General features: G+C 70.9%; 23 protein-coding genes. 12 read left to right on the top strand and 11 right to left on the bottom strand.

What is annotated here, in order from left to right; translation table 11 throughout:
* Window positions 1–154: 154 nt before the first annotated feature.
* From IQ210_RS45790 to IQ210_RS45770, 5 genes are all read left to right on the top strand, one after another.
* Window positions 155–1,063 (top strand): sigma factor-like helix-turn-helix DNA-binding protein, encoded by a 909-nt coding sequence (locus IQ210_RS45790; protein WP_194085179.1) that lies wholly within the window; start codon window positions 155–157, stop codon window positions 1,061–1,063.
* The gene (locus IQ210_RS45785) at window positions 1,060–1,593 is read left to right on the top strand and encodes an HNH endonuclease (RefSeq protein WP_194085178.1); all 534 of its coding nucleotides are present in this window, start codon (window positions 1,060–1,062) and stop codon (window positions 1,591–1,593) included. Before IQ210_RS45790 ends, IQ210_RS45785 begins: the two co-directional genes overlap by 4 nt.
* Complete coding sequence (locus IQ210_RS45780; RefSeq protein WP_194085177.1) at window positions 1,590–3,212, top strand: ATP-binding protein; 1,623 nt, start codon at window positions 1,590–1,592, stop codon at window positions 3,210–3,212. The genes IQ210_RS45785 and IQ210_RS45780 overlap by 4 nt, the downstream gene beginning before the upstream one ends.
* Before the next feature lie 250 nt (window positions 3,213–3,462).
* Window positions 3,463–3,702: a helix-turn-helix transcriptional regulator gene (locus IQ210_RS45775; RefSeq protein WP_194085176.1), complete on the top strand. Its 240-nt coding sequence runs from the start codon at window positions 3,463–3,465 to the stop codon at window positions 3,700–3,702.
* 705 nt (window positions 3,703–4,407) lie between these two features.
* Window positions 4,408–5,643, top strand: coding sequence for a tyrosine-type recombinase/integrase (locus tag IQ210_RS45770; RefSeq protein WP_194085175.1), 1,236 nt, complete (start codon window positions 4,408–4,410; stop codon window positions 5,641–5,643).
* 78 nt (window positions 5,644–5,721) lie between these two features.
* Here IQ210_RS45770 and IQ210_RS45765 read toward each other — a convergent pair whose 3' ends face one another.
* On the bottom strand, window positions 5,722–6,483 hold the full coding sequence (locus tag IQ210_RS45765; RefSeq protein WP_190075328.1) for a phosphoglyceromutase: 762 nt from the start codon (window positions 6,481–6,483) through the stop codon (window positions 5,722–5,724).
* A 152-nt stretch (window positions 6,484–6,635) separates the two neighbouring features.
* Between IQ210_RS45765 and IQ210_RS45760 the strand changes: the two genes are divergently transcribed.
* The gene (locus IQ210_RS45760; protein WP_194085174.1) at window positions 6,636–7,895 is read left to right on the top strand and encodes an MDR family MFS transporter; all 1,260 of its coding nucleotides are present in this window, start codon (window positions 6,636–6,638) and stop codon (window positions 7,893–7,895) included.
* A 90-nt stretch (window positions 7,896–7,985) separates the two neighbouring features.
* On the opposite strand, the gene IQ210_RS45755 is transcribed toward IQ210_RS45760, so the two are convergent.
* Both IQ210_RS45755 and IQ210_RS45750 read right to left on the bottom strand, forming a co-directional pair.
* Complete coding sequence (locus tag IQ210_RS45755) at window positions 7,986–8,210, bottom strand: hypothetical protein (RefSeq protein WP_228049621.1); 225 nt, start codon at window positions 8,208–8,210, stop codon at window positions 7,986–7,988.
* A 307-nt stretch (window positions 8,211–8,517) separates the two neighbouring features.
* Window positions 8,518–8,943 carry a DUF2000 domain-containing protein gene (locus IQ210_RS45750; RefSeq protein WP_097265774.1) on the bottom strand — a complete coding sequence of 142 codons (426 nt, stop codon included), beginning with the start codon at window positions 8,941–8,943 and terminating at the stop codon, window positions 8,518–8,520.
* Window positions 8,944–8,992: 49 nt separating this feature from the next.
* Here IQ210_RS45750 and IQ210_RS45745 point away from each other — a divergent pair, with 49 nt between their 5' ends.
* Together IQ210_RS45745 and IQ210_RS45740 are read left to right on the top strand one after the other, a co-directional pair.
* Window positions 8,993–9,787, top strand: a complete 795-nt coding sequence (locus IQ210_RS45745; RefSeq protein WP_194085172.1) for an AraC family transcriptional regulator — start codon at window positions 8,993–8,995, stop codon at window positions 9,785–9,787.
* A gap of 161 nt (window positions 9,788–9,948) precedes the next feature.
* Window positions 9,949–10,599, top strand: a complete 651-nt coding sequence (locus IQ210_RS45740) for an SAM-dependent methyltransferase (protein WP_194085171.1) — start codon at window positions 9,949–9,951, stop codon at window positions 10,597–10,599.
* 16 nt (window positions 10,600–10,615) lie between these two features.
* Here IQ210_RS45740 and IQ210_RS45735 read toward each other — a convergent pair whose 3' ends face one another.
* Window positions 10,616–11,116 carry a type III secretion system chaperone family protein gene (locus tag IQ210_RS45735; protein ID WP_194085170.1) on the bottom strand — a complete coding sequence of 167 codons (501 nt, stop codon included), beginning with the start codon at window positions 11,114–11,116 and terminating at the stop codon, window positions 10,616–10,618.
* The gene (gene mshA / locus IQ210_RS45730; protein ID WP_194085169.1) at window positions 11,109–12,446 is read right to left on the bottom strand and encodes a D-inositol-3-phosphate glycosyltransferase; all 1,338 of its coding nucleotides are present in this window, start codon (window positions 12,444–12,446) and stop codon (window positions 11,109–11,111) included. The genes IQ210_RS45735 and mshA overlap by 8 nt, the downstream gene beginning before the upstream one ends.
* A 362-nt stretch (window positions 12,447–12,808) precedes the next feature.
* On the opposite strand from mshA, the gene IQ210_RS47730 reads away from it, so the two are divergent.
* From IQ210_RS47730 to IQ210_RS45720, 3 genes are all read left to right on the top strand, one after another.
* Window positions 12,809–13,606 carry a class I SAM-dependent methyltransferase gene (locus IQ210_RS47730; protein WP_228049619.1) on the top strand — a complete coding sequence of 266 codons (798 nt, stop codon included), beginning with the start codon at window positions 12,809–12,811 and terminating at the stop codon, window positions 13,604–13,606.
* 189 nt (window positions 13,607–13,795) lie between these two features.
* Window positions 13,796–14,875: a C40 family peptidase gene (locus tag IQ210_RS45725; RefSeq protein ID WP_194085168.1), complete on the top strand. Its 1,080-nt coding sequence runs from the start codon at window positions 13,796–13,798 to the stop codon at window positions 14,873–14,875.
* Window positions 14,876–15,135: 260 nt separating this feature from the next.
* On the top strand, window positions 15,136–16,452 hold the full coding sequence (locus IQ210_RS45720) for a PP2C family protein-serine/threonine phosphatase (RefSeq protein ID WP_194085167.1): 1,317 nt from the start codon (window positions 15,136–15,138) through the stop codon (window positions 16,450–16,452).
* A gap of 123 nt (window positions 16,453–16,575) precedes the next feature.
* Here the strand turns inward: IQ210_RS45720 and IQ210_RS45715 are convergent, their stop codons facing one another.
* From IQ210_RS45715 to IQ210_RS45695, 5 genes are all read right to left on the bottom strand, one after another.
* Window positions 16,576–16,908: a DUF2516 family protein gene (locus IQ210_RS45715; RefSeq protein ID WP_228049618.1), complete on the bottom strand. Its 333-nt coding sequence runs from the start codon at window positions 16,906–16,908 to the stop codon at window positions 16,576–16,578.
* Window positions 16,909–17,018: 110 nt separating this feature from the next.
* Complete coding sequence (locus tag IQ210_RS45710; RefSeq protein ID WP_194085166.1) at window positions 17,019–17,660, bottom strand: hypothetical protein; 642 nt, start codon at window positions 17,658–17,660, stop codon at window positions 17,019–17,021.
* A gap of 83 nt (window positions 17,661–17,743) precedes the next feature.
* A complete protein-coding gene (locus IQ210_RS45705) occupies window positions 17,744–18,301 on the bottom strand; it encodes a helix-turn-helix domain-containing protein (protein ID WP_194085165.1) in 558 nt (185 codons plus the stop codon).
* An 80-nt stretch (window positions 18,302–18,381) separates the two neighbouring features.
* Window positions 18,382–18,876, bottom strand: a complete 495-nt coding sequence (locus IQ210_RS45700) for a nucleotidyltransferase domain-containing protein (RefSeq protein ID WP_322658545.1) — start codon at window positions 18,874–18,876, stop codon at window positions 18,382–18,384.
* A 13-nt stretch (window positions 18,877–18,889) separates the two neighbouring features.
* The gene (locus IQ210_RS45695) at window positions 18,890–19,618 is read right to left on the bottom strand and encodes a class I SAM-dependent methyltransferase (RefSeq protein WP_194085164.1); all 729 of its coding nucleotides are present in this window, start codon (window positions 19,616–19,618) and stop codon (window positions 18,890–18,892) included.
* Window positions 19,619–19,827: 209 nt separating this feature from the next.
* Between IQ210_RS45695 and IQ210_RS45690 the strand changes: the two genes are divergently transcribed.
* On the top strand, window positions 19,828–20,670 hold the full coding sequence (locus IQ210_RS45690) for a nitroreductase/quinone reductase family protein (RefSeq protein WP_194085163.1): 843 nt from the start codon (window positions 19,828–19,830) through the stop codon (window positions 20,668–20,670).
* 1 nt (window position 20,671) lies between these two features.
* On the opposite strand, the gene IQ210_RS45685 is transcribed toward IQ210_RS45690, so the two are convergent.
* The gene (locus IQ210_RS45685; RefSeq protein WP_194085162.1) at window positions 20,672–22,717 is read right to left on the bottom strand and encodes a HelD family protein; all 2,046 of its coding nucleotides are present in this window, start codon (window positions 22,715–22,717) and stop codon (window positions 20,672–20,674) included.
* Window positions 22,718–22,755: the final 38 nt, after the last annotated feature.

Raw genomic sequence — 22,755 nt, 5'->3', positions numbered from 1 at the left:
ACAAGTTGAGCAGGTGGACCAACACGCCTAGGTGTGCCCACCTGCGCCGACAGAAAAGCCCCGGCAGCAAGGCGTACCGGGGCTCCGAAACAGGGAGCGGCTCCCTACCGCCAAGCAGATAGCCGCTCCCCGACCCGAAAGGGGCATCTCCATCATGCCTGGAACTGCCACTAAGCGGAGCGGCAAGCAGACGGACTCTCGGGGCAACGGGCCGGGTGGGCGGAAGCTGGAGCGGGGCGAGATCGTCCCCCTCACGACGAAGCAGTCGGAGCGGCTGGCCGACCTGTACGCGGAGTTCGGCGAGGGCCGTCTGAAGGCGTACGCGGTCCGCAAGCTGTTGAACCGTGGTGTCCGGCGTAGCCGCGCTACCGACCTGGCTGAGGACATCGTCCAGGACGTGTGGGTGCACGTCGCCAGGGAGACCACCAAGCCGCTGATGGCCGCCGACTCGCTGAGCGAGGACGAGCGCCGGATCTTCCTGTTCGGCCGGGTCAAGGACGAGATCCAGCAGTACTTCCGGCGCCAGTCCTCCGGGGAGGCCCCGGTGGACTGGACCGACCCGCAGACCTGCAACTGGCTGTGCCCGGCGCTGCCCGGTGGCTGCGCGCGCACGACGCTGCCCGCCTACCTCGACGCCATGGTGTCCAAGCTGCCGGAGCGCGAGCGGATGGCCCTGCTGCTGCGGCTGGAGGGCATGAACATGCGGCTCGTGGCCGAACACGTCGGGGTCAGCTACCCGACCGCCAACCGGCTCGTGGAAACCGCGCTGCTGCTGATCCAGATCGACAACCCCGAGCTGTCGGCAGAGCCCGTGCCGCTGGAGTCGCTCCCGAAGTGGGAGCGCGAGGAGCTGGCGCGCGTGAGCGCGGCGCAGCGTGCCGCCCTGCTGCGCATGGATGAGGTCTCCCGCCGGGCCCTGCTGCTGCACGTGGGCCAGGGGCTGAACATCACCGAAGTGGCCCGGCGGCTGGACGTTCCGCGCTACCAGGTGCTTCCGGTGCTGGGTGCCTGCGCGACCGCGCTGCGGGCCCTGACCGCCGACGACATGGAGCAGGCGGCATGAGGCACGGTCACCCGCTCAACTCCGCACGGCGGCGCGTGCGCAAGGAACAGCTCGCGCGCCGCCACGGGCAGCACTGCGCCTACTGCCGCCGCCCCTTCGCCGACCTCAGTGAGGCCACCCTCGACCACATCGCGCCCAAGTCGCTGTGGCGCTCATGGTCGGTCACCTCCCTGTTGCTGGCCTGCGCCGACTGCAACCAGGCCAAGGCCAACCGACTCCCGCTCTCCCTCGCGCTGATCCTGCTCGCGTGGGCCGACCCGACTCAGCCGACCGTCCGCCCGATCGACTGGCCCCTGTTGGCCCGACTCGCCCACACCAACCAGTCGGCCTACGAGGCCGTGTGGACGCCCAACCCGATCGTCCAACGGTCTACCCCTGACCTGCGTGACGAGTCGCGTCACACCCGACGTCACGCCCGACCGACGTGCCATCCGGCCGTGCGGCGGCCGTCGATCCGACCCGACTGCCTGCGTGCGCCCCGACCGGTGCGAGCGTGCACGGGCCCGACTCCCGAGGCGGTGTTCGCGTGACGACCACCCGATCCGACCGACCCGTCAACGGCCACGCCCACCCCGGCAAGAGTCGGGCGACGGTCGACCCGACCCGATCGACCACGCGTCGACCCGACCACGGCGACGACGGGGGCAAGAAGCCTCCCGCCGCCGCCCGGATCGTGACCATGGCACGCGAGCAGTACCGGTTCGTGATGTCCCCCGACGGCCGCCCCTACGCGGTCGCCCTGGACGGTCCGAACATCGCGCTGCCGCTGCGGAACAAGGGCGGGCTACGTCAGCGTCTGGCCCGCCAGTTCGCGGACGCCTACCCCGGCGAGGTGGCCTCACAGTCCGCGCTCGCGGACGCCATGACCGTGCTGGAAGGCATCGCCGACTCCGGCGACCCCGAACCGGTGCACTTGCGGGTGGGGCGCGAGCCCGCCGGCGCGGTCGTGGTCGACCTCGGCAGCGCCGACGGCCGCGCGGTCGTGGTCACCGCAACCGGCTGGAACGTCGTCGGCCGCGCTCCGGTGCTCTTCCGCCGCTCCGGGGCCATGGCGCCCATGCCCGAACCGGTCCTGGACGGTGACGGGTTGGCCAAGCTGCATGCGCTGTTGAACATGGACACGGCCGCGTTCCGGCAACTCGTGGCGTGGCTCGTCGCCGCCTGGATCCCGGACATCCCGCACCCGGCGCTGGTGTGCAAGGGCGAGCAGGGCACGGGCAAGTCCAAGGCTGCGCAGATGTTCATCAACCTCATCGACCCGTCCCCGGCCGCCAAGCGCAGTCAGCCGCGCGACGAAAAGGCGTGGTCGCGCCAGGCGTTCAGCTCATGGGCGCTGTGCCTGGACAACGTCTCCACGATTCCGCCGTGGCTGTCGGACACCCTGTGCAAGGCGGTGACCGGTGACGGCGTGGTTGACCGCGCCCTCTACACCGATGACGACGTCGTGGTGCTCACCTTCCGGCGGGTGCTGGCGATGACCACGATCGACGCCGGAGCTCTCGCCGGAGACCTGGCCGAACGCGTGCTCATGCTCGACTTGCAGCTCATCGACTCCGAACGGCGCCGCTCCGAAGAGGAGTTGGACGCCACCTTCGAGGCGGTACGGCCTGCCGTGCTCGGGGCCCTGTTCGACGTGCTGGCCTGCGTGCTCGCGGTGCTGCCCGGCGTGCGGCTGGAGTCCATGCCGCGCATGGCCGACTTCGCCCGCGTGCTGGCGGCCGTCGACCAGACGCAGGGCTGGAACACCCTTGGGGACTACCTGGCCACGTCGGCGAACGTCGCCACGGACGCGTTGGAGGGCGACCCGTTCGCCATGGCCATCGCCGCCCTGGTCGACAAGGTGGGCACGTGGCAGGGCACGGCCGGGCAGTTGCTCGAAGCACTGCCCACGCCGCCTGTCCGGCCGAAGAACTGGCCCGTGGACCCCACCCGCGCGGGCGGCAGGGTCAAGCGGCTCGCCCCGCTGCTGCGGTCCATCGGGATCGCGGTGGACGACACGCAGCGTAGCCGCGACCGGACCCGGCACAAGCTCCTCACCCTCTCCCGCGCACCCGACTGGGACGAGTCAGCGTCCGCACCCGAACAGGGCCCTCTCTGGCCGGAGGTGGCCCCCACGGGGCACGGCAGAACCCCGCCTGACCAGCCATGACGTAGCCGGAACACCCGCCGGGCCGGGCCGCACACCAGCGGCCCGGACACGTCAAGACTGCGGACGCTACAGCCGTCCAGCGCCCGCAGCGTCCGCACTAGCGTCCGCACCCCTCACCCCCACTGGCCTGCACAGATACGACCGTGCGGACGCTGGGACGCTGCGGACGCTGAGATACACCAACTCTCTAGGACGGCGACCAGCACCACTCCCACGCACCCCGCCACGGACACGAGGAGTCACCACAGTCATGGCCACCGAAGAGCACACCGATCCGCGCGACACCCTGCGGGACGGACTTCCGGACCGCTACCTCACCCCCGAAGACCTCACCGTGATGTTCAGCCTTCCGAGCGTGGAAACCGTCTACGCGTGGCGCCGGAAGCGCATCGGTCCGCCCTGCTTCCGCATCGGCAAACACCTCCGCTTCGACCCTGCGGCCGTCCGCGAATGGGTGGCCCAGCAGACCGCCCTCACGGACGCGGCCTGAGCCTCGCTTGCGCAAGCGACCGCTACCGCTTGCGCAAGCAACCCTGCTAGCGACCCGAACCCGCCCTGATCAGCAGCGAAGCAGCAAGCAACCCATCCACCGACACCCCCGAAACCGGGCCCGACAGAGCGGGGAGGCGCCACCCTCCGGGCCGGGGAGGCGGGGAGAACTCCCCAACCGCCTCCCCGGCCCACATCCCCCGCACTGATCAGCGCAAACAGCACTTCGGGGAAGCGGGGAGGCGCCACCAGAACCCTCCTGAAAACCGCCTCTGAGAGCCCCTCGGAGCCCCTGTCTCCGCCTCCCCGTCGGGCCCGACGGACGCGGAGTGCGGCAGGGAGGGACGGCCCGTCGTCCCAGGGAGGCAGGGAGAACTCCCTGACTGCCTCCCTGGCCCGTCTCCCTCCACCTGATCAGCGCATATGGCCTCTCAGGGAGGCAGGGAGGCACACCCCCAGCACCCCCGAAAACCCCCTCATGAAGGCATCCGAGACCCCCTGTCTCCGCCTCCCTGAGACCCACCGAAGCCCTGCTACCGGTAGCACCCCCACTCGCTACCGGTAGCAACCCCGCTAGCAACCCAAAACCCCAGTGATCAGGCCCGTAGCAAGTAGCGGGCCCGGCCCAAGACACCCCAAAACCGGCCGGAGAGCCGCCCCTTGGCCCACCTCCTGCCCCTGCTACCAACCGAAGGAGACAGCCCTCATGGCTGGCCACATCTTCGACCGCTGGATCAAGACCACCACCGACGCCGACGGCAAGACCGTCCGCGTCAAGACCGACCGTTACGGCACGGGCATGCGCTACCAAGCCCGCTACGTCACACCCGATGGCAAGCGAAAGAACAAGTCCTTCCCCGACGGGCAGAAGCGCATCGCCGAACAGTGGCTGAGCGCCATACAGGCCGACGTGGCCCGCGGCGACTTCATCGACCCGAACGCGTCTCGTACGACGTTCCAGGAGTTCGCGGAAAAGTGGCTCACGAGCCAGAGCGGCGACCCCAACACCCGCGCGTCGATGGAGTCTCAGCTCAAGCTGCACGCCTTCCCCCGCATCGGGTCGCGCCAGCTCGGTTCGTTCCAGCCGAGCCACATTCGCGAGTTCGTGACGCAGCTCGAAGCATCGGGCATGTCGGGCTCGTACGCCCGCGTCATCTTCTCCAACGTCCGCGCCGTGCTCTCCGCTGCCGTAGAGGACGGATGCCTACGCCGGAACCCCTGCAACTCGCGCACGGTGACCCCGCCGGCGCTGGGTGCGCGCCGCGTCGTTCCCTGGGAGCCGAGCCGCGTCTTCGACGTGCGCGCCGCCATGGTCGAGCGCTTCCGGCCCATGGTCGACGTGGGCGCCGGATGCGGCCTGCGTCAAGGGGAGATCCTCGGGCTGTCCGTCGATGACATCGACTTCGACAACGGCACCGTGCACGTGGTGCAGCAACTCAAGCTGAGCCTGAGCAAGGCCGTGTTCGCGCCCCCGAAGGGCGGAAAGCTCCGTGACGTGCCTCTGCCCGACCCCGTGGCAGAGGCCCTACAGGAGCACATGAAGCGGTTCCCGCCTGTGGAGATCAAGCTCCCGTGGATGCGAGCGAACGGCCAGCCGGTGACGCGGCGGCTCATCTTCACGGGCCCCAACGGAGGGCACGTCTGGCGTACGTCGCTGAACGAAGACCACTGGAAGCCCGCTCTCGCCAAGGCGGGCGTCATCCCGAAGGCCAAGAGCCGTGAGCACGCCGCTGCCCGCGAGCACGGCATGCACGCGCTCCGGCACTTCTACGCGTCCGTCCTCCTCGACGCCGGAGAGAGCATCAAGGCTCTTGCCGAGTACCTCGGACACTCCGATCCGGGGCTGACGCTGAAGGTGTACGCGCACCTCATGCCGAGCAGCCGCGACCGGGCCCGGAAGGCTCTCGGTAAGGCGCTCAGGCCCCAAGATCACATGGGCTGAGGTTCCAGAGAGGTTCCGGATCATGAAAATGCCTCCCATCCGCGCCGTATGCGCAGGTGGGAGGCATGATCACAAATCCTACTTCTTCTTGCCCTGGTTCTTGACCGCCTCGATCGCCGCCGCTGCCGCCTCCGGGTCGAGGTAGCGGCCGCCCGGGGTGACCGGGTTGAAGTCGGCGTCGAGCTCGTAGTAGAGCGGGATGCCCGTCGGGATGTTCAGGCCCGCGATGTCGGCGTCGGAGATGCCGTCCAGGTGCTTGACCAGGGCGCGGAGGCTGTTGCCGTGGGCGGCGACCAGGACCGTGCGGCCGGCCAGGAGGTCCGGGACGATGCCGTCGTACCAGTACGGGAGCATGCGGACGACGACGTCCTTCAGGCACTCCGTGCGGGGGCGCAGCTCCGGCGGGATCGTCGCGTAGCGCGGGTCGTCCGACTGGGAGAACTCCGTGCCGTCCTCGAGCGGGGGCGGCGGGGTGTCGTACGAGCGGCGCCAGAGCATGAACTGCTCCTCGCCGAACTCCGCGAGGGTCTGCGCCTTGTCCTTGCCCTGGAGGGCGCCGTAGTGGCGCTCGTTCAGGCGCCAGCTGCGGTGGACCGGGATCCAGTGGCGGTCGGCGGACTCCAGGGCGAGCTGCGCGGTGCGGATCGCGCGCTTCTGGAGGGACGTGTGGACCACGTCGGGGAGGAGATCGGCGTCCTTCAGGAGCTCGCCACCGCGGACTGCCTCCTTCTCGCCCTTCTCGTTCAGGTTCACGTCCACCCAGCCGGTGAACAGGTTCTTCGCGTTCCACTCGCTCTCGCCGTGGCGGAGGAGGATCAGCTTGTACGGTGCGTCGGCCATGCGTATGAGCGTAATCCAAGCGCCGCGACGCCCGCGCGGACGCTCGATGGGCGGACTGTTGACGGGATCTGTTAATTGAGTGGCCGCGCGAGGAACCCTCCACGTAAGTTCTGATCGCCGCTTTCGACACTTACCGCGCCGGGGGATCCGCCATGCCACTCGTCACCATGAGACGCGCTCTCCGGGAGACCGTCTCCGGGCTCCCCCGCGAGTTCTGGTGGCTGTGGACCAGCACCCTCGTCAACCGCCTCGGCGCCTTCGTCGCCACCTTCATGGCGCTGTACCTGACGCTGGACCGGGGGTACAGCGCGGCCTACGCCGGACTCGTCGCCTCGCTCCACGGGCTCGGCGGCGTCGTCTCCTCCATCGGGGCCGGTGTCATGACGGACCGGCTGGGGCGGCGGCCCACCCTCCTCGTCGCCCAGGGCTCCACCGCCGCCTCCGTCGCCCTGCTCGGGTTCATGCACGACCCCGTCGCCATCGCCGCCGTCGCCTTCCTCGTCGGCCTGACCTCCAACGCCTCGCGGCCGGCCGTGCAGGCGATGATGGCCGACATCGTGCGGCCCGAGGACCGGGTGCGGGCCTTCTCGCTCAACTACTGGGCCATCAACCTCGGCTTCGCCGTCTCCTCCATGGGCGCCGGGTTCATCGCCGAGTTCAGCTACCTCGCCGGCTTCCTCATCGAGGCCGCCATGACCGCCGTGTGCGCGATCGTCGTCTTCCTGAAGCTGCCCGAGTCACGGCCCGAGCGCACGCCGAGCGAGGAGAAGGCGGACACGGAGGTCGGCCTCGGGACCGTGCTGCGCGACGGGCGGTACATGGGTGTCGTCGGCCTGTCCTTCCTCGTCGCCCTCGTCTTCCAGCAGGGCGCGGTCGGACTTCCGGTGGCGATGGGCGAGGCCGGGTTCACGCCCGCCGACTACGGCATGGCCATCGCCGTCAACGGGGTGCTGATCGTCGCGCTCCAGATCCCCGTCACCCGGTTCATCCAGCACCGCGACCCACGCCGGCTGCTCGTCGTCTCGTCCCTGCTCGCCGGGTACGGCTTCGGACTGACCGCCTTCGCCGGGTCCATCGGCGTCTTCGCCCTGACGGTCTGCGTGTGGACGCTCGCCGAGATCGTCAACGCCCCGACCCAGACGAGCCTGGTCGTCCGCCTCTCCCCCGTCCACGGCCGTGGCCGCTACCAGGGCATGTACACCCTGTCCTGGGCCGTCGCCTCCCTCATCGCCCCGCTGATGTCCGGCCTCGTCATCGACCACTACGGCGCCGAGTGGCTGTGGGGGCTGTGCGCGGTCGTCGGGACGGTGGCCGGGGTCGGGTACGCGGCCCTGATGCGGCGGCTGCCGACCGAGGAGCCGGCCCCCGCGGAACCGCCCTCCCTCGCGAAGCCCGAGGTCAGCGCCGCCTGAGAAGCGACAGTCACAGCGAAACGACGAGGAGCCCCCTGCCCGGATGGCAGGGGGCTCGTCGTCACACGAGCAGAGGCCGGAGGCCCGAGATCAGAGGCTCGCCGTCACGCCGACCTCGTGCGGAAGCGCGCCGAGCGCGCCGCCGAGGGAGCCCAGGGCCGTGGCCTTGACCGAGTCGAGCTGGGCCAGCACGTCGGCGCTGCTGAGCGTCGTGTCACCGGCGGTGACGGTGATCTGGGGGGCCAGGCCACCGGAGACGGTGTCGAGGTCGGCGTCGGTGAGCTCGGCGGTCTGAACCTGGGGAGCGGAGTTCATGAGGAAACAGCCCTTCGCATGGGTGCACATGGGGGGACCGCCCCGCGGGGGACAGCGGGCGGGGCGCGGTGCGCAGGATCAAACCACGGAGCGCGCCCGGCATCCAGTGCGTCCGCGCTCGTCGCAGGGCAGTTGAGCGCATCGGTGACCCAACCATGAGGGCCCGTCCACGAATTGGGGGCAGGTTCTCTACACCGGGCGCCCCACAGGCGGCCGACAGGCGCCGCGCTTGCGGGCGCGAACGGGACAACTCCGCATCAACAGCGCCCGCCCACGGCACGGTTGCGGACGGGCTGTGCAGATTCCGTCACGGATGCATCCGGGCGCCTTTCATGACCTTGTCCACGGCGTTGCGGGGGCCGTACACCGCGATCCCCACGAGGTCGAGGTCGGCCGTCCGTACGGCCCGTACCGCCGCCCGGTTGTCGCGGTCGTTGCCGGTGGCGAACAGGTCGCTCGTGAACACCGCGCGCGGGAGCGCACGGGACAGCACGCGCGCGTGGGCCGCCTTCAGCGTCTCCTTGGTGCCCTCGAAGACCAGCACCGGCTGCCGGAACATCGGCAGACACCGCACCCCGTCCGCGTCCTCGTACGGCTCCCCCACCACCTCGGGGACCTCGGTCCCGAGGCCGCTGACGAGGAACGCGGTGACGTTCAGCCGCTGCCAGGACTCCAGGTCCTCGCGCAGCAGGACGGCGATCTTGGTGTCGAATCGGATCGGTTCAGTGCTCATGCAGAAAGGCTGCGGGCGGTCGTACGGTTTCGTCTTGTACGTTCTTTGCATGGCCGCCCGGCAGGAAGTCACCGCCTGGCGCCCGGCCGTCCCGGGTGTCGTGGAGGTCTTCCACGCGCACTTCACGGGGTACGCCTACCCGATGCACGTCCACGAGGCGTGGACGCTGCTGATCGTGGACGACGGGGCCGTACGGTACGACCTCGACCGGCACGAGCACGGCACCCCGCACGACACCGTGTCGCTGCTGCCGCCGCACGTCCCGCACAACGGCTCCCCCGCCACGCCGGGCGGCTTCCGCAAACGGGTCGTCTATCTCGACACCTCGCTGCTCGGCGCGGACCTCGTCGGGTCCGCCGTCGACACCCCCGACCTGCGGGACCCGGTGCTGCGGCGGCGCGTCGGGCAGCTGCACCACACCCTCGACCATCCCGGCGACGAGCTGGAGGCGGCCAGCAGGCTGACGTTCATCGGGGAGCGGCTCACCGCCCATCTACGGCCGCGCCTGGTCACGGACGTCCCGCGCGCCGACCCCGGACTCGCCCGCAGGCTGCGGGAGTTGCTGGACGCGCGGATCGTCGAGGGGGTCGCCCTGGAGGAGGCCGCCGCGCTGCTGCACGCCCATCCCGCCCATCTCGTACGGGCGTTCAGCACCGCCTACGGCATCGCCCCGCACCAGTACCTCAACTCCCGCCGCATCGACCGCGCCCGCCGACTGCTCCTGGAGGGACAGCGCCCCGGCGAGGTCGCCACGGCCACCGGCTTCTTCGACCAGTCCCATCTGACCCGGCACTTCCGGAAGCTGGTGGGGGTCACGCCGGGGCGGTACGCCAAGTCCGCGTGATTCGGGGGGCGTACGCCATGGTCCGCGTGGTTCCGGAGGCGTACGCCATGGTCGCGTGATTGCGGGGGGCGTACGTCATGGTCGCGTGATTCCGGGGGGCGTACGCCAAGTCCGGGTAATTCAAGGGTGGTTCGGTTCCGTTGCGATCTATCGTCCGGCGTATGGACTGGCACGAGTGGCACGACCGGTACGCCTGCCCCGACTCCCACCTCGCCCGGCGCCTGGTCGTCGTCCAGGACCGCATCCGCGACGCCCTCGCCGGTGCCCCGCCCGGTCCGCTCACCGCCGTCAGTCTCTGTGCCGGGCAGGGGCACGACCTGATCGGTGTGCTCGCCGGGCACCCCCGGCGGGACGACGTACGGGCCCGCCTCGTCGAGTTGGACGAGCGGAACGTGGCGGCTGCCCGGGCCGCGGCCTCGGCCGCCGGGCTGGCGGGTGTCGAGGTCGTCGCCGGGGACGCCTCGCTGAGCGACCACTACGCCGGTCTCGTCCCCGCCGACCTCGTCCTGATCTGCGGCATCCTCGGCAACGTCACCGACGGCGACGCCGAGCGGCTCCTCGACCACTGCACCCGGCTGTGCCGTACCGGCGGCACGGTCGTGTGGACCCGCAACCGGCGGCTCGGCCCGGTCGACCTCGTGCCGCAGGTGTGCGCCTGGCTGGAGGAGCGCGGGTTCGAGCGGGTGTGGGTGTCCGACCCGGCGCTGGACTTCGGGGTGGGGGCCCATCGGTTCGGTGGGGCTCCGCGGCCCCTGGTGCCCGGGGAGCGGATGTTCGACTTCGTCGGGTACGACGCCCTGCGGGGGCGGTGACGCCGACCGCCCGGGGTCAGGTGGTCGGGCGTTGGGTGAGGTGCGTGAACGCGTCCAGGTTGCGGGTGGACTCGCCCCGGGAGACGCGCCACTCGTACTCCTTGCGGATCGCGGTCGCGAAGCCCAGTTCCAGGAGGGTGTTGAAGCTGTCGTCCGCCGCTTCCAGGGTCTGGCCGAGGAGACGGTCGATCTCGTCCGGGGTGACCGCGGCGAGCGGGAGCTTCGCGGTGACATAGATGTCGCCGAGCTGGTCGACGGCGTAACTCACGCCGTACAGCTTGAGGTTGCGCTCCAGGAGCCAGCGGTGGACGCCGGACTCGTTCTCGTCGGGGTGGCGGATGACGAACGCGTTCAGGGAGAGGGAGTGCCGGCCGACGAGGAGGGAGACCGTCGTCTTCAGCTTGCGGGTGCCGGGGAGCTGGACGACGTAGGTGCCGGGGGCGGGGCTCTCCCAGTCGAGTTCGTTGTCCTTGAGGACGGCCTCGATGACCTGCGCCGCTTTCTCCGTGTCAGCCATGGTGGGAGCGTACGTGACGGCGGTGGGCCTGGGTCGCTGCCGTGTAGACGTCGGCCGTCGCCGCCGCCGCGGTGTCCCAGCCGAAGGACTGCGCGTGCCGGGCCGCCGCGGCGCCCGCGCGGGCGGTGAGCTGCGGGTCGTCGGCGAAACGCGCGAGCACGCGCGCGTAGTCGGCGGGGTTGTGGCCGCGGATCAGGAAGCCGGTCTCGCCGTCGCGGACCGCTACCGGCAGGCCGCCGACCGCTGCCGCCAGGACCGGAGTGCCCGCTGCCTGTGCCTCTATCGCCACCAGGCCGAAGGACTCGCTGTACGACGGCATCACCAGCAGCGACGCCGCTCGGAACCAGTCCGCGAGCTGATCCTGGCCCACGGGCGGGCGGAAGCGTACGACGTCCGCGATGCCGAGCCTCGACGCCAGCTTCTGCAGGCCCTCCGGCTTGGCCAGACCGCTGCCGCTCGGGCCGCCGACCACGGGGACGACCATGCGGGAGCGGAGCTCCGGGCGTTCGTCGAGGAGGGCGGCGACGGCGCGGAGGAGGATGTCCGGGGCCTTCAGGGGCTGGATGCGGCCCGCGAAGAGGGGGATGAGGGCGTCCTGGGGGAGGTCGAGGCGGGCGCGGGCCGCGGCGCGGCCGTCGGCGGGACAGAAGCGGTCCAGGTTCACGCCGGGGTGGACGACGGCGACCTTGCTGGGGTCGGCGTCGTAGTGGTGGACGAGTTCGTCGCGTTCCTCGGTGGTGTTCGCGATGAGACGGTCCGCCGCCTGGACGATCTGGGTCTCGCCGATCACGCGCGCGGCGGGCTCGGGGGTGTCGCCGTCGGCGAGGTTGGCGTTCTTGACCTTCGCCATGGTGTGCATGGCGTGCACCAAGGGGACGCCCCAGCGCTGGGCGGCGAGCCAGCCGACGTGGCCGGAGAGCCAGTAGTGGGTGTGGACGAGGTCGTAGTGGCCGGGGCGGTGGCCGGCCCATGCCTGCATCACGCCGTGCGTGAAGGCGCACAGCTGGGCGGGGAGGTCTTCCTTGGCGAGGCCCTCGTAGGGGCCTGCGTCGACGTGGCGGACCAGGACGCCGGGGGACAGCTCGACGGTGGGCGGGAGGGAGGCCGTGGTCGCGCGCGTGAAGATCTCGACCTCGATGTTGATCGCGGCGAGGCGCTGCGCGAGCTCGACGATGTAGACGTTCATGCCGCCTGCGTCGCCGGTGCCGGGCTGGTGGAGGGGGGAGGTGTGCACGGAGAGCATCGCTACGCGGCGGGGGCGGCGGTGCAGCCTCAGCCTCGGGGGCGTGGCCGGGGAACGACGCCCGAGCCTGCTGACGTACTGGCTCACGTGGCGTTTCCTCCTTGCAGCGGGCATGCCGGACGGAGGGTGTGGGGCGCCCTCCACCGGGGTGCAACGTCGGAGGGGCTGGTTCCCATTCCGGGGACGGGGGTTTTTGCCTGGGCATTACTAGGGGTCGCTCAACTGTTCGGGCTTGCGTTGCGTTGTGGCCGGGTCGGCTCGGGTTGAGTGGGGGTCGGGGCCGCGCCGGGGGGTGTCCGTCCTCGGAACGGCGCGGAATCGGGCGTTCAGATAAGGCGCCCGTGTTGACGCGCCAACCGCTGCGGGCGGACACCCCCCGACACGTCCCCTTCCCGCCGTGCCCGGGTGCCGCGCCGTGGGGGTGCCCGCTGCCGCATAACCTCGTACGTATGACTTCTCGCGCCAGTACCCGTCCTGTGGGCACTGTCACGCGCGGGACCACCAATCCCAATCGGTTGCGGCGTATGGATCGCTGGATTGCGGCAGTCCATGGTGCTGAGTTGCGGCGGGCCGTTGATCCGGTGGCTGTGGATCTTGGGTACGGGGCCGCTCCCTGGACCGCCGTCGAGTTGCTCGCTCGGCTGCGTACCGTCGCGCCGCTTGTGCGTGTGGTCGGGGTGGAGATCGAGCCTGCTCGGGTTGCCGCTGCCAAGCCGTATGAGCGGGAGGGGCTCGTTTTTCGGCACGGGGGGTTCGAGATTCCTGGTGCCGAGCGGCCTGTGTTGGTGCGGGCGGCGAATGTGTTGCGGCAGTACGACGAGGGTGAGGTGGCTGACGTATGGGCGCGGATCTGTGGTCGGCTCGCGCCCGGGGGGCTGCTTGTCGAGGGGACCTGTGACGAGGTCGGGCGGCGGCATGTGTGGGTCGCGCTCGGGGTGGAGGGGGCCAGGACGGTTACGTTCGCTACTCGGCTGGGGTCGTTGGGGCGGCCGTCCGATCTTGCCGAGCGGCTGCCGAAGGCGCTGATTCACCGGAATGTTCCCGGAGAGCCTGTGCATGCCTTTCTGCGGGACTTCGACCGGGCCTGGGCCGCTGCCGCGCCCTATGCGTCGTACGGGGCTCGGCAGCGGTGGATGCGGGCCGTGCGGGAGTTGCGGGCCGACTGGCCTGTGGTGGATGGGCCTGCGCGGTGGCGGCAGGGTGAAGTGACCGTGGCGTGGGAGGCGTTGGCGCCTCGGGGGCGCTGAGCTGCGGGGAACGATCTCTGTGAGTCGTTCGTCACAAAGGCGGGGAGATCGTCGTCGGGGGCGGGAATGGGGGGAAGCAGTAGCGAAGTACCGCTGAAGCACTGCCTCTGTCGCTTTTCGGTGGCACGTGGCACGATCCCCCAAGCGTCCGTAAGTTACTGACGGTAAATCAGGTTTGGGGGCAGGGGTATGGGTGCGGGCAAGCGGGGGCTGTTGACGGCGGCCGTGACCGTGGTCTGTGCGGTCACCGTGCTGGCGGCTCCGGGTACGGCGTTCGCGGCACCGACTCCGACACCGACCCCGACTCCCAGCGCTTCGCCTTCCGCCGCGCCCGACAAGGACCTTGAGGCCGTACGCGAGAAGCTGGACGCCCTGTATCACGACGCCGCCGTGGCCACGGACCAGTACAACGCCGCCGAGGAGGCCGCCGACCAGCAGTCGGCCGCGATCGTGGCGTTGGCGAAGAAGATCGTCAAGGGGCAGGAGCGGCTCGCCGACCTGAAGAAGCGGGCGGGCGCGGCGGCCGCCGCCCAGTACCGCAGCGGCGGACTGCCCGACGAGGCGCAGCTGATGCTCAGCGACGACCCGGAGGACTTTCTCAACGGGGCCGGGCGGGTGCTCCAGGGGCAGCGCGCCACCAAGGGGCTGCTGGAGGAAATGACCCGCACCCAGGAGGACTTGGAGCAGTACGCCGACGACGCCTCCGCGCAGTGGGAGAAGCTGGAGGCCAACCGGAAGGCCAAGGCCGCCGCCAAGAAGAAGGTCAAGAAGCAGATCGCCGCCGCCGAGGAACTCGAGTCCAAACTCGAGAAGAAGGAGAAGGAGCGGCTGGCGCGGCTGGAGCAGCAGGCCGCCTACAAGGCGCAGAGCACCTGGCTCGACTCCGGGATACTCGACGAGATCAACGGCAAGGCCTCCGCGCAGGGCAAGAAGGCCGTGGAGTACGCCACCTCGCAGATCGGCAAGCCGTACGAGTGGGGTGCCGAAGGGCCGGGGTCCTACGACTGCTCGGGGCTCACCTCGCAAGCCTGGGCCAGCGCCGGGCAGCCCATTCCGCGGACCTCGCAGGAGCAGTGGAAGCAACTGAAGAAAATCGACATCAAGGACATGCGGCCCGGCGACCTCATCATCTACAACTCCGATGCCAGCCATGTCGCGATGTACATCGGCGACGGCGCGATCGTGCACGCCCCGCGCCCGGGGCGGACGGTGACGATCGCGGGGGCCGGGTCGATGCCGATCCTGGCGGTGGTACGGCCGGACGCCTGAGGCCGCGTGGCGGCGGTCACGTGACGCAGGGCACCTCGGGCGTCGTACAAACCCGGTACGGACGTGACGTTCGTCATTCCCGCACCTCGGGCGGGGTGTCCAACTGCGGTAGGGAACGCGGCATATGACAGCGGCCGCCTGCCGAGCAGCGTGCCGTGCACCATTCCGTTGCGGCGCCGACTACCGCTATGGTCCCCGTCGGTGGGTCGAGGTCCCTCGTACCCGCCATGCCCTCGGGGGGAGGGAAGGAACCCAAGACGATGCCCGTACCCGTACCGCGGCAGAGAGCGATCCCGGCCGTGGAAGGTGGTCAGGCGCAGGCCGCGACAGCAGTCGGCGGCCCGGTCGGCGGCCCTCCGAAGGACGAGGCCCCGCGTAAGGACGGCACGGTCGAGAAGCACAACGGCACCCATCTGACGCTGCTGGTGATCGAGGACGATCCCGGCGGCTCCACGATCGTGCCCGAGCTCCTGGACGCCGCCGGCAACCCCATCCGCGTCCGCACGGCCCGCAACCTCACCGAGGCCGAGCGCCTGCTCACCGACGACGTCCACTGCATCCTGCTCGACCTGGCGCTGCCCGCGCCGGTGCGCGGCGGGGACGACGACGAGCTCGCCGTGCTCAAGCACGTGCTGGAACTCGCCCCGCGGCACGCCGTGCTCGCCCTGACCGCCTCCGGCGACGCCGAGCGCGGCGCCGAGGCCGTGCGCGTGGGCGCCCAGGACTATCTCTTCCGGGACGAACTGGACAGCCGGCTGCTGAGCCGCGCGATCCGGTACGCCGTGGAGCGGAAACGTTCCGACACCGCCGAGCGGCGGCTCGCGGAGGGCCGCGTACGGGCGCAGGAGAACCGGCGTCTGGAGCGCGGGCTGCTGCCCACGCCGCTGCTGGAGGGCTCGGCGCTCCGGTTCGCCGCGCGCTATCGGCCGGGGCGTTCGCGCGCGCTGCTCGGCGGTGACTTCTACGACGTCGTACGGACCTCCGACGGCACCGTGCACGCCATGATCGGCGACGTCTGCGGGCACGGGCCCGACGAGGCGGCGCTGGGTGTGGAGCTGCGGATCGCCTGGCGGGCGCTGACGCTGGCCGGGCTGTGCGGGGACGAGCTGCTGGGGACGCTCCAGCAGGTCCTGGAGCACGAGCGGGCCGACGACGAGATCTTCGCGACGCTGTGCACGGTCGACATCGCGCCGGACGGGCGCCGGGCCGGGCTGTGCCTCGCCGGGCATCCGGCGCCGCTGGTGGCCCGCCCCGGACGGCCGGCGCAGCTGCTGCCGTACGACAACAACGGGCCCGCCCTCGGGCTGCTGCCCGGGGCTCGGTGGCCTCGGATGCAGGTGGAGCTGGGGCGGGAGTGGAGCCTGATGCTCTACACCGACGGGCTCATCGAGGGGCGCGTCGGGGCGGGGCGGGAGCGGCTCGGGCAGGACGGCATGGTGGAGATGGTGCGGCGGCAGTTGGGTGAGGGGTTGCGGGGGGAGGCGTTGTTGCGGGCTGCCGTTAATGAGGTGCGGGAGCTCAACGGGGGCGAGTTGGCTGATGACGTGGCGGTTGTGCTGCTGGATCGGGCTGCGTGATTCGGGGTTCCGCCATTGTGGGTCCGGTTGTTTGCCGGGTGCGCGTCCGTCGTGGCTGGTCGTGCCCACGCGGCGGAGCCGCAAATCGATACAGCCCCGCGCCCCTAAAGACAAAGGCCCTTTTTACCTACCGCCGTTCCAAGGGCCGTACGGGCCGTCGCTGCTTGAGCCGCCGCCCCTGCGGCCCCGGCCCCCGGACACCTGGCGCAGGGCCGGGCGGACGTCGACGAAGAAGACGATCGATGCGACCAGGCCCGCGAGCTGGAGGAACAGCATCGGGACCAGGAGGTTCACGGCCACCGCGATGCCGAGGATGATCAGCCAGAAGCCCTTGCCCTGCTTGTCGGCCGCGCGGTACGCGTCCTCGCGGAAGAGGGCGGCCATCACGAAGGCCACCACCGCGAAGGCCAGCATCGCGAGGTAGAGCAGCCACATCAATCCCGCGAAACCCTGCATCAGCACAACGTCCACCACCTGACTCGGCTCGTCATTACGCGGTCACCGTACCCGTACAACGGGCCGGGCACCCCCGAGGTGCCCGGCCCACTGTTCCAGCTGTCCGTCGATTACTTCGCGGGCGGCGTCGTCTTCTTGGCGGTGGTCTTCTTCGCCGGGGCCTTCTTCGCGGCGGTCTTCTTCGCGGGGGCCGGAGCGGCAGCGGCGGCCGGCTTCGGCTCCTCCTTGACCTCCACGGGCTCGGCCTTCGGCTCGACGGCCACGGCCAGCTCCTCGATCTCCTCGGCGGCCTCGCCACGCCAGGTCTTCACGGCCTGCTCACCGTGCTCGGCGACCTTCTCGTAGGTCTCACGCGCCTTCACGGCGTACTCGGCGGCGACGCCGACGCCGCGCAGGGCGAAGTCCTGGGCGCTCTCGCCGAACTTCTTCAGGTCGGCGTCGAGCGTGCTTCCGAGCTTCTTGATGTCGCCGTCGAGGGTCGCGATGAACTCGCCGACCTTGGCCTGGAGGCTCTCCTGGGCCTCCTTGGCGCGGGCACCGGCCTCCTTGGCGCGGGCGGCGGCCTTCTCCTGCACGGCCTTGGGGTCGGTGCCGCGGACGGCCTCGATCCGGGCCGGGGCCTCGGCGCGCAGCTGCTCGACGAGGCCGGGCACCTTCTTGGCCTCCTGGTAGGCCAAGTCGCCGGCGCCGGCGAGGAAGTAGAGCGGGGTCGGGTCGGTGACGGCCTTGCGGATGTCGTCGGTGATGGCCATGGTGATGGTCCTCCCGGGTCGCTTTCAGGTGAGGGTTTTGGGTCCCGCGGTCAGTCGGCTCTGACGTCTGTGGTGCATGGGCGTCAGCCGGCCGTCTGCTGCGGGTCGGCGTCACTGCCGTCGGCCGTGCGGGGGGCCGTGGTCTCGGGCGCCGTGCTCTTCTTGCGAGTACGGCGCTTGGTGGTGCTGTTCTGAGTGCTCGGGGCGCTCTGCGCGTCCTTGGCCGGGACATCGGCCGTGGGCGGCGCCGGCTCCGCGGAGCCGTCCTGCTTCCGCTCCCCGGCGTCGGTCCCGAATCCGTTCTCCTTGCGGAAGGACTCGTAGATCTGGAGCAGTACCTGCTTCTGCTGCTCGTTCAGCGTCGGGTCGGCGAGGATGACCGCACGCGTCTCCACCTCGTCCCGGTCCCGGTCCGCGTCGAGGATGCCGGCTCGGACGTACAGCGTCTCGGCGGAGATCCGCAGTGCCTTGGCGACCTGCTGGAGCACCTCCGCGCTCGGCTTGCGCAGCCCGCGCTCGATCTGGCTCAGATACGGATTGGACACCCCGGCGGCGTCGGCGAGCTGCCTGAGCGAGAGCTGGGCGTTTCGCCGCTGCTCGCGCAGGTACTCACCGAGATTGCCGACGTTGAGCGATGCCATGCCTCCACTGTGCCGCACGTTCGCTAACTATTGCAAGCACCCGCTTGCAAAAGTGCGCCACGCCACGTACGTCGAGCCTGTCAGAAATGGGTGCCGATGCCGAACACCCGCCGCAGTTGCCGCATGTCGTGCCGGTCGCGGTCCGTGGGCTCGTACCCCTGATGGAAGAAGACCTGCTGCTCGGCGGAGAGACAGGGGACGGCCGCCCCGTCGACCGTGCCCGTCACGAAGCAGGAGGCGGGGTAGGCGAAGGGGCGGTCCGGGTCGGGGGAGGCCTGGACGGCCGAGCCGTCGGCGGCGAAGACAAGGGGGTGGAGGTCGATCTCGCGGCCGTCCGTGGCCGTGAGGACGAACCGGATCGGCCGGTCGTTCAGGGTCTCCACGAAGCCTGCCCCGGCCAGCGCCGCCAGCACCGCGGCCTCCTGGTCCTGCCGGTGCATCAGGTCCAGGTCGCGATGGTCCCGGGTCTGCTCGCCGACCAGGGCGTCGATCCCCCACCCGCCTCCGACCCACACATCCGCCCCCGCCCGCCGCAGCAGATCCAGCAGGGACACCACGTCTCCGGCTCCGATCACCGCTCACCCCCCGTCACAGCGGACGTCGCGCCACGAAGACGAACTCCCGGCCCGGGCGGTCAGGGGCGTCGCGGATGGCGTCCAGGAGATACCCCTCTGCCGCCAAGTCCTCTACCACCTCCTCCCGTTCCCGGAATCGCAGCGTCGACTCCGACGTCAGTACCTCCCCGTCCGCGGTGAACACGTACGTCCACCGGAACGTCACCAACGGGCCGGTCACGTCGAGGAGTTCGACCCAGCTCTCGACCGCCCCGGTGCCGGGTACGTCCGTCACGGCGTACGACGCCTCCCGGTTCCACTCCTCCCACGCGCGCCGGGCCGGGTCCCTGGTCTCGAAGACCAGGCGGCCGCCGCGGCGCAGTGCCGCATACGCCCCGCGCAGAGTCTCGCGCCAGGCCCTCGGCTCTACGACGGCCTGGGCGACGTTCGCCGTCATAGTGACCAGGTCCACGGCGAGCGGCGGCAGGTCCGTCGCGTCACCGCAGATCCAACGGACGCGGTCGGCGCCGGGCTTGGACCGGGCCACGTCCACCGACGCGCCGGCGGGATCGACCGCGGCCACCTCGATGCCGCGGTCCGCCAGCCGGAGGGCGAGGACGCCGGTGCCGCAGCCGATGTCCAGGACCCGGCGTGCCCCGAACTCCGCCGCGATGCGGACGTAGGCGTCGAGGTCGCCGCGGTCGGGGCCCAGGGGGTCATAGAGCGCGGCCAGTCGCGGATGCTCGAAGCACTCGTCAGGCATGTGGCCAACGTACCCACCGGAAAAACCGGTGGCGGCGTCCCCGGTGCCGCGACTACCGTCCCTCCCATGACTGCCGGGTTTGCGGCCACGCGCCGCGCGACAGTTGGGTACCCGGCCTCCGCGTGAGGCCTGTGCGGGCCAGAAGCCCGCCGTTTCTCCTCGCCTTCGGTTCCTCCTCCACGAGATCGACGACGAAGAGAAAGACAAGAATGCCCAACGACTTCAATCAACAGGTCATCGACGAGTTCCGTGCCAACAACGGCCGCGTCGGCGGCTGGTTCGAGGGTGGCCGGCTGCTCCTGCTGACCACGACCGGTGCCCGCACCGGCACCCGTCACACCACTCCCCTCGGCTATCTCCCCGACGGCGGCGACCGCGTCCTGGTCATCGCCTCGGCCGGCGGCTCGCCCCGGCATCCGGACTGGTACCGCAACGTCCTCGCGCATCCCCAAGTGACGGTGGAGAGCGGTGCGTTCACCTACGAGGCGCAGGCCGTCGTGCTGGAGGGCGAGGAACGTGACCGGTCGTTCGCGCGGGCCGTGGAGGCCGACCGGGGCTGGGCGGAGTACCAGGAGAAGGCCGGGGACCGGGTGCTCCCCGTGGTCGCCCTGTACGAGATCGCCGCACCCGGCCCGCCGAACATCCGGGCCGGCTCCATGGGCGAGGCGATCAGGCTCGTCCACGACAACTTCCGCCACGAACTCGCCCGTATCCGCGACGAGTTGAGGAAGAGCGACGCCGGTGCCCCGCTCGGCGCCCAGCTCCGCGTCAACTGCCTCACCTTCTGCCTGGGCCTGCACAACCATCACACCGGCGAGGACACGGCCCTGTTCCCGTTCGTCGCCGACCGGCATCCCGCCGCCGCCCCCGCGCTGGCCCGCCTGCGCGAGGAGCACGAGCGGATCGCCGAACTCGTGCTGGAGATGCGGCAGGTGGTGTGGACGGTCGGCGAACCCGGCACGGCCTTGGCCGAGTTCGAGCGGCTGGCCACGGAGCTGGAGGCTCATCTGACGTACGAGGAGGAGCAGTTGATCCCTCTGCTGGGAGGCTGACTCAGAACGGCAACGGCCGCCCGTGCACCACCTCCAGCCCCGACACCGCCCGCGTGAGCACCACGTACAGCCGGTGCAGCCCCCGTTCCTCCGCCTCCGCGATCGCCGCGGGCTCGACGGCGACGACATGGTCGTACTCGAGCCCCTTGACCAGCGAGGCCGGGACGAGGGTCACGCGGGCGGTCAGGTCGTCCGGCTCGGCCACCGGGACACCGGCCGCGTCGAGGGCGGCCCGCACCCGGGGAAGGTCCGCGTCGGCCGCGATCACCCCGACCGACCCCTCCCGCCCGAGCGCGTCGCGCACAGCGTCCACGACCGCGCCGAGCAGATCGTCCCCCGCCTCCCGCACCCTCAACTCCCCGTCCCCGCGCAGGGATCGGGCCTCCGGTACGTCGACGTCCAGGCGTCGCAGCAGCCGGTTGGCGAGCCCCACGACGGCCTCCGGCACCCGGAACCCGGTGGTCAGCGGCACGACCGCCGCGTCCGGCCGCCCGAGGTGGGCGAGCAGTCCGCCCCACGTCCGGGCCGCCCACGGCGTGGTCCCCTGCGCCAGATCCCCCAGCACGGTCAGCGAACCGAACGAGGCCCGCCGCGCGATCGCCCGGCACTCCATCGGGGAGAGGTCCTGTGCCTCGTCGACGACGACATGGCCGTAGCCCTCGGGATGCTCGATCAGCCCGCCGACCTCGTCGAGCAGCACGAGGTCGGCGGCCGACCAGCGCGCCGACTTCCACGACCGCGGCGGCCTGTCCCACAGCAGCGCCTTCTGCTCGTCCGCGTCGAGCAGACCATCGCCCGCGGCCTCCAACGCCCCTGCGTCCGCGAGCAGTTCGGCCACGACCTCCTCGGCCCGCACCCGCGGCCACACGACATCGACGTACGGCCGGACCGCCGTCCCCATCCTCCGCACCCACGCGTACGGCGGCGGCCCCGCCCGCCGCTCGGCGAGTGCCTGGATGTAGGCGACGACCCGCGTCCCTACCCGCTCGCGCCCGACGGCGTACGGCGGCTCCTCGCGCCGTACGCCGTCCACGATCCGCGCGAACTCCTGACTCGGCACCCGCCACCGGTAAGCCCCCTCGGGAATCGCAATCTCCTCGGCCTTCTCCGCGGACACGCGCGCGTACAGCGCCCGCCGCAGCACCTCGGCCATGCGCACGTCGTGCTTGAGCACGGCGGTGAGTGGCTCGTCGCGACCGGTGACCGGATGCCGGCCGATCTCCTCCGACAGCGTGGACTGCCGTACGCCGGTCTCGCCGAGGGCGGGCAGGACCTGCGAGATGTAGGAGAGGAAGGTGCGGTTGGGGCCGAGGATCAGCATGCCGCCGCGCTGGATGCGCTGGGGGTGGGTGTAGAGGAGATAGGCGGCCCGGTGCAGGCCCACGGCGGTCTTGCCGGTGCCCGGAGCGCCCTGCACGCAGACTGAAACGCCAAGATCCCCCCGTACGAGATCGTCCTGCTCGGGCTGGATGGTCGCGGCGATGTCGCGCATGGGGCCGACGCGGGGGCGTTCGATCTCGCGGACGAGGATGTCGCTGGCGCGTACCCCTGAGCGGCCGGCGCGGTCCTCGCCGCGGCTCAGGTGCTCGTCCTCGAGGCTGGTGAGGTCGTCCGAGGCTCCCCTGCTCCCCGGCGCCCACCCGAACCGTCTCCGCACGGCGACGCCCTGCGGGTCGTGGGCGCTCGCCTGGTAGAAGGCGCGGGAGACGGGGGCGCGCCAGTCGACGACGAGGGGTGGGGCGGCGGGGTGCTCACTGATCCTGAGCCGGCCGACGTGGTAGCTCTGCCCCGCGTGCTCGCCGCCGTCGAAGTCCAGACGCCCGAAGAACAACGGCCCCTCGGGCAGCTCCCGCATCTCCTTGGCCTTGCTGCGCAGCTGATAGCCGAGGACTTCGGCGTCGGCCCCGGAGGCGGAGACGTCTTCACCGACGACGACCTGCTCCTGGGCGCCGTCGACCATGGCGGCGAGGGCGGCGCGGCAGGTGTCGTGGTGGGTGCGTTCGAGGTGGAGGGCGTGGGTGAGGGGGGTGGGGTCGGGTGCCGTCATGAAACCGAGCGTACCGGCATAATGTAACCGAGTTAAAT

It is taken from the genome of Streptomyces justiciae (assembly GCF_015163075.1).
Classification (GTDB): domain Bacteria; phylum Actinomycetota; class Actinomycetes; order Streptomycetales; family Streptomycetaceae; genus Streptomyces; species Streptomyces justiciae.
This window is presented reverse-complemented; position numbering and strand designations above follow the sequence as displayed.

Bases quoted from the DNA above. Each gene is read 5' to 3' on its own strand.
- IQ210_RS45790 (WP_194085179.1), top strand. From the start codon at position 155: ATGCCTGGAACTGCCACTAAGCGGAGCGGCAAGCAGACGGACTCTCGG.
- IQ210_RS45785 (WP_194085178.1), top strand. From the start codon at position 1,060: ATGAGGCACGGTCACCCGCTCAACTCCGCACGGCGGCGCGTGCGCAAG.
- IQ210_RS45775 (WP_194085176.1), top strand. From the start codon at position 3,463: ATGGCCACCGAAGAGCACACCGATCCGCGCGACACCCTGCGGGACGGA.
- IQ210_RS45770 (WP_194085175.1), top strand. From the start codon at position 4,408: ATGGCTGGCCACATCTTCGACCGCTGGATCAAGACCACCACCGACGCC.
- IQ210_RS45765 (WP_190075328.1), bottom strand. From the start codon at position 6,483: ATGGCCGACGCACCGTACAAGCTGATCCTCCTCCGCCACGGCGAGAGC.
- IQ210_RS45760 (WP_194085174.1), top strand. From the start codon at position 6,636: ATGCCACTCGTCACCATGAGACGCGCTCTCCGGGAGACCGTCTCCGGG.
- IQ210_RS45755 (WP_228049621.1), bottom strand. From the start codon at position 8,210: ATGAACTCCGCTCCCCAGGTTCAGACCGCCGAGCTCACCGACGCCGAC.
- IQ210_RS45750 (WP_097265774.1), bottom strand. From the start codon at position 8,943: ATGAGCACTGAACCGATCCGATTCGACACCAAGATCGCCGTCCTGCTG.
- IQ210_RS45745 (WP_194085172.1), top strand. From the start codon at position 8,993: ATGGCCGCCCGGCAGGAAGTCACCGCCTGGCGCCCGGCCGTCCCGGGT.
- IQ210_RS45740 (WP_194085171.1), top strand. From the start codon at position 9,949: ATGGACTGGCACGAGTGGCACGACCGGTACGCCTGCCCCGACTCCCAC.
- IQ210_RS45735 (WP_194085170.1), bottom strand. From the start codon at position 11,116: ATGGCTGACACGGAGAAAGCGGCGCAGGTCATCGAGGCCGTCCTCAAG.
- IQ210_RS47730 (WP_228049619.1), top strand. From the start codon at position 12,809: ATGACTTCTCGCGCCAGTACCCGTCCTGTGGGCACTGTCACGCGCGGG.
- IQ210_RS45725 (WP_194085168.1), top strand. From the start codon at position 13,796: ATGGGTGCGGGCAAGCGGGGGCTGTTGACGGCGGCCGTGACCGTGGTC.
- IQ210_RS45720 (WP_194085167.1), top strand. From the start codon at position 15,136: ATGCCCGTACCCGTACCGCGGCAGAGAGCGATCCCGGCCGTGGAAGGT.
- IQ210_RS45715 (WP_228049618.1), bottom strand. From the start codon at position 16,908: ATGCAGGGTTTCGCGGGATTGATGTGGCTGCTCTACCTCGCGATGCTG.
- IQ210_RS45710 (WP_194085166.1), bottom strand. From the start codon at position 17,660: ATGGCCATCACCGACGACATCCGCAAGGCCGTCACCGACCCGACCCCG.
- IQ210_RS45705 (WP_194085165.1), bottom strand. From the start codon at position 18,301: ATGGCATCGCTCAACGTCGGCAATCTCGGTGAGTACCTGCGCGAGCAG.
- IQ210_RS45695 (WP_194085164.1), bottom strand. From the start codon at position 19,618: ATGCCTGACGAGTGCTTCGAGCATCCGCGACTGGCCGCGCTCTATGAC.
- IQ210_RS45690 (WP_194085163.1), top strand. From the start codon at position 19,828: ATGCCCAACGACTTCAATCAACAGGTCATCGACGAGTTCCGTGCCAAC.
- IQ210_RS45685 (WP_194085162.1), bottom strand. From the start codon at position 22,717: ATGACGGCACCCGACCCCACCCCCCTCACCCACGCCCTCCACCTCGAA.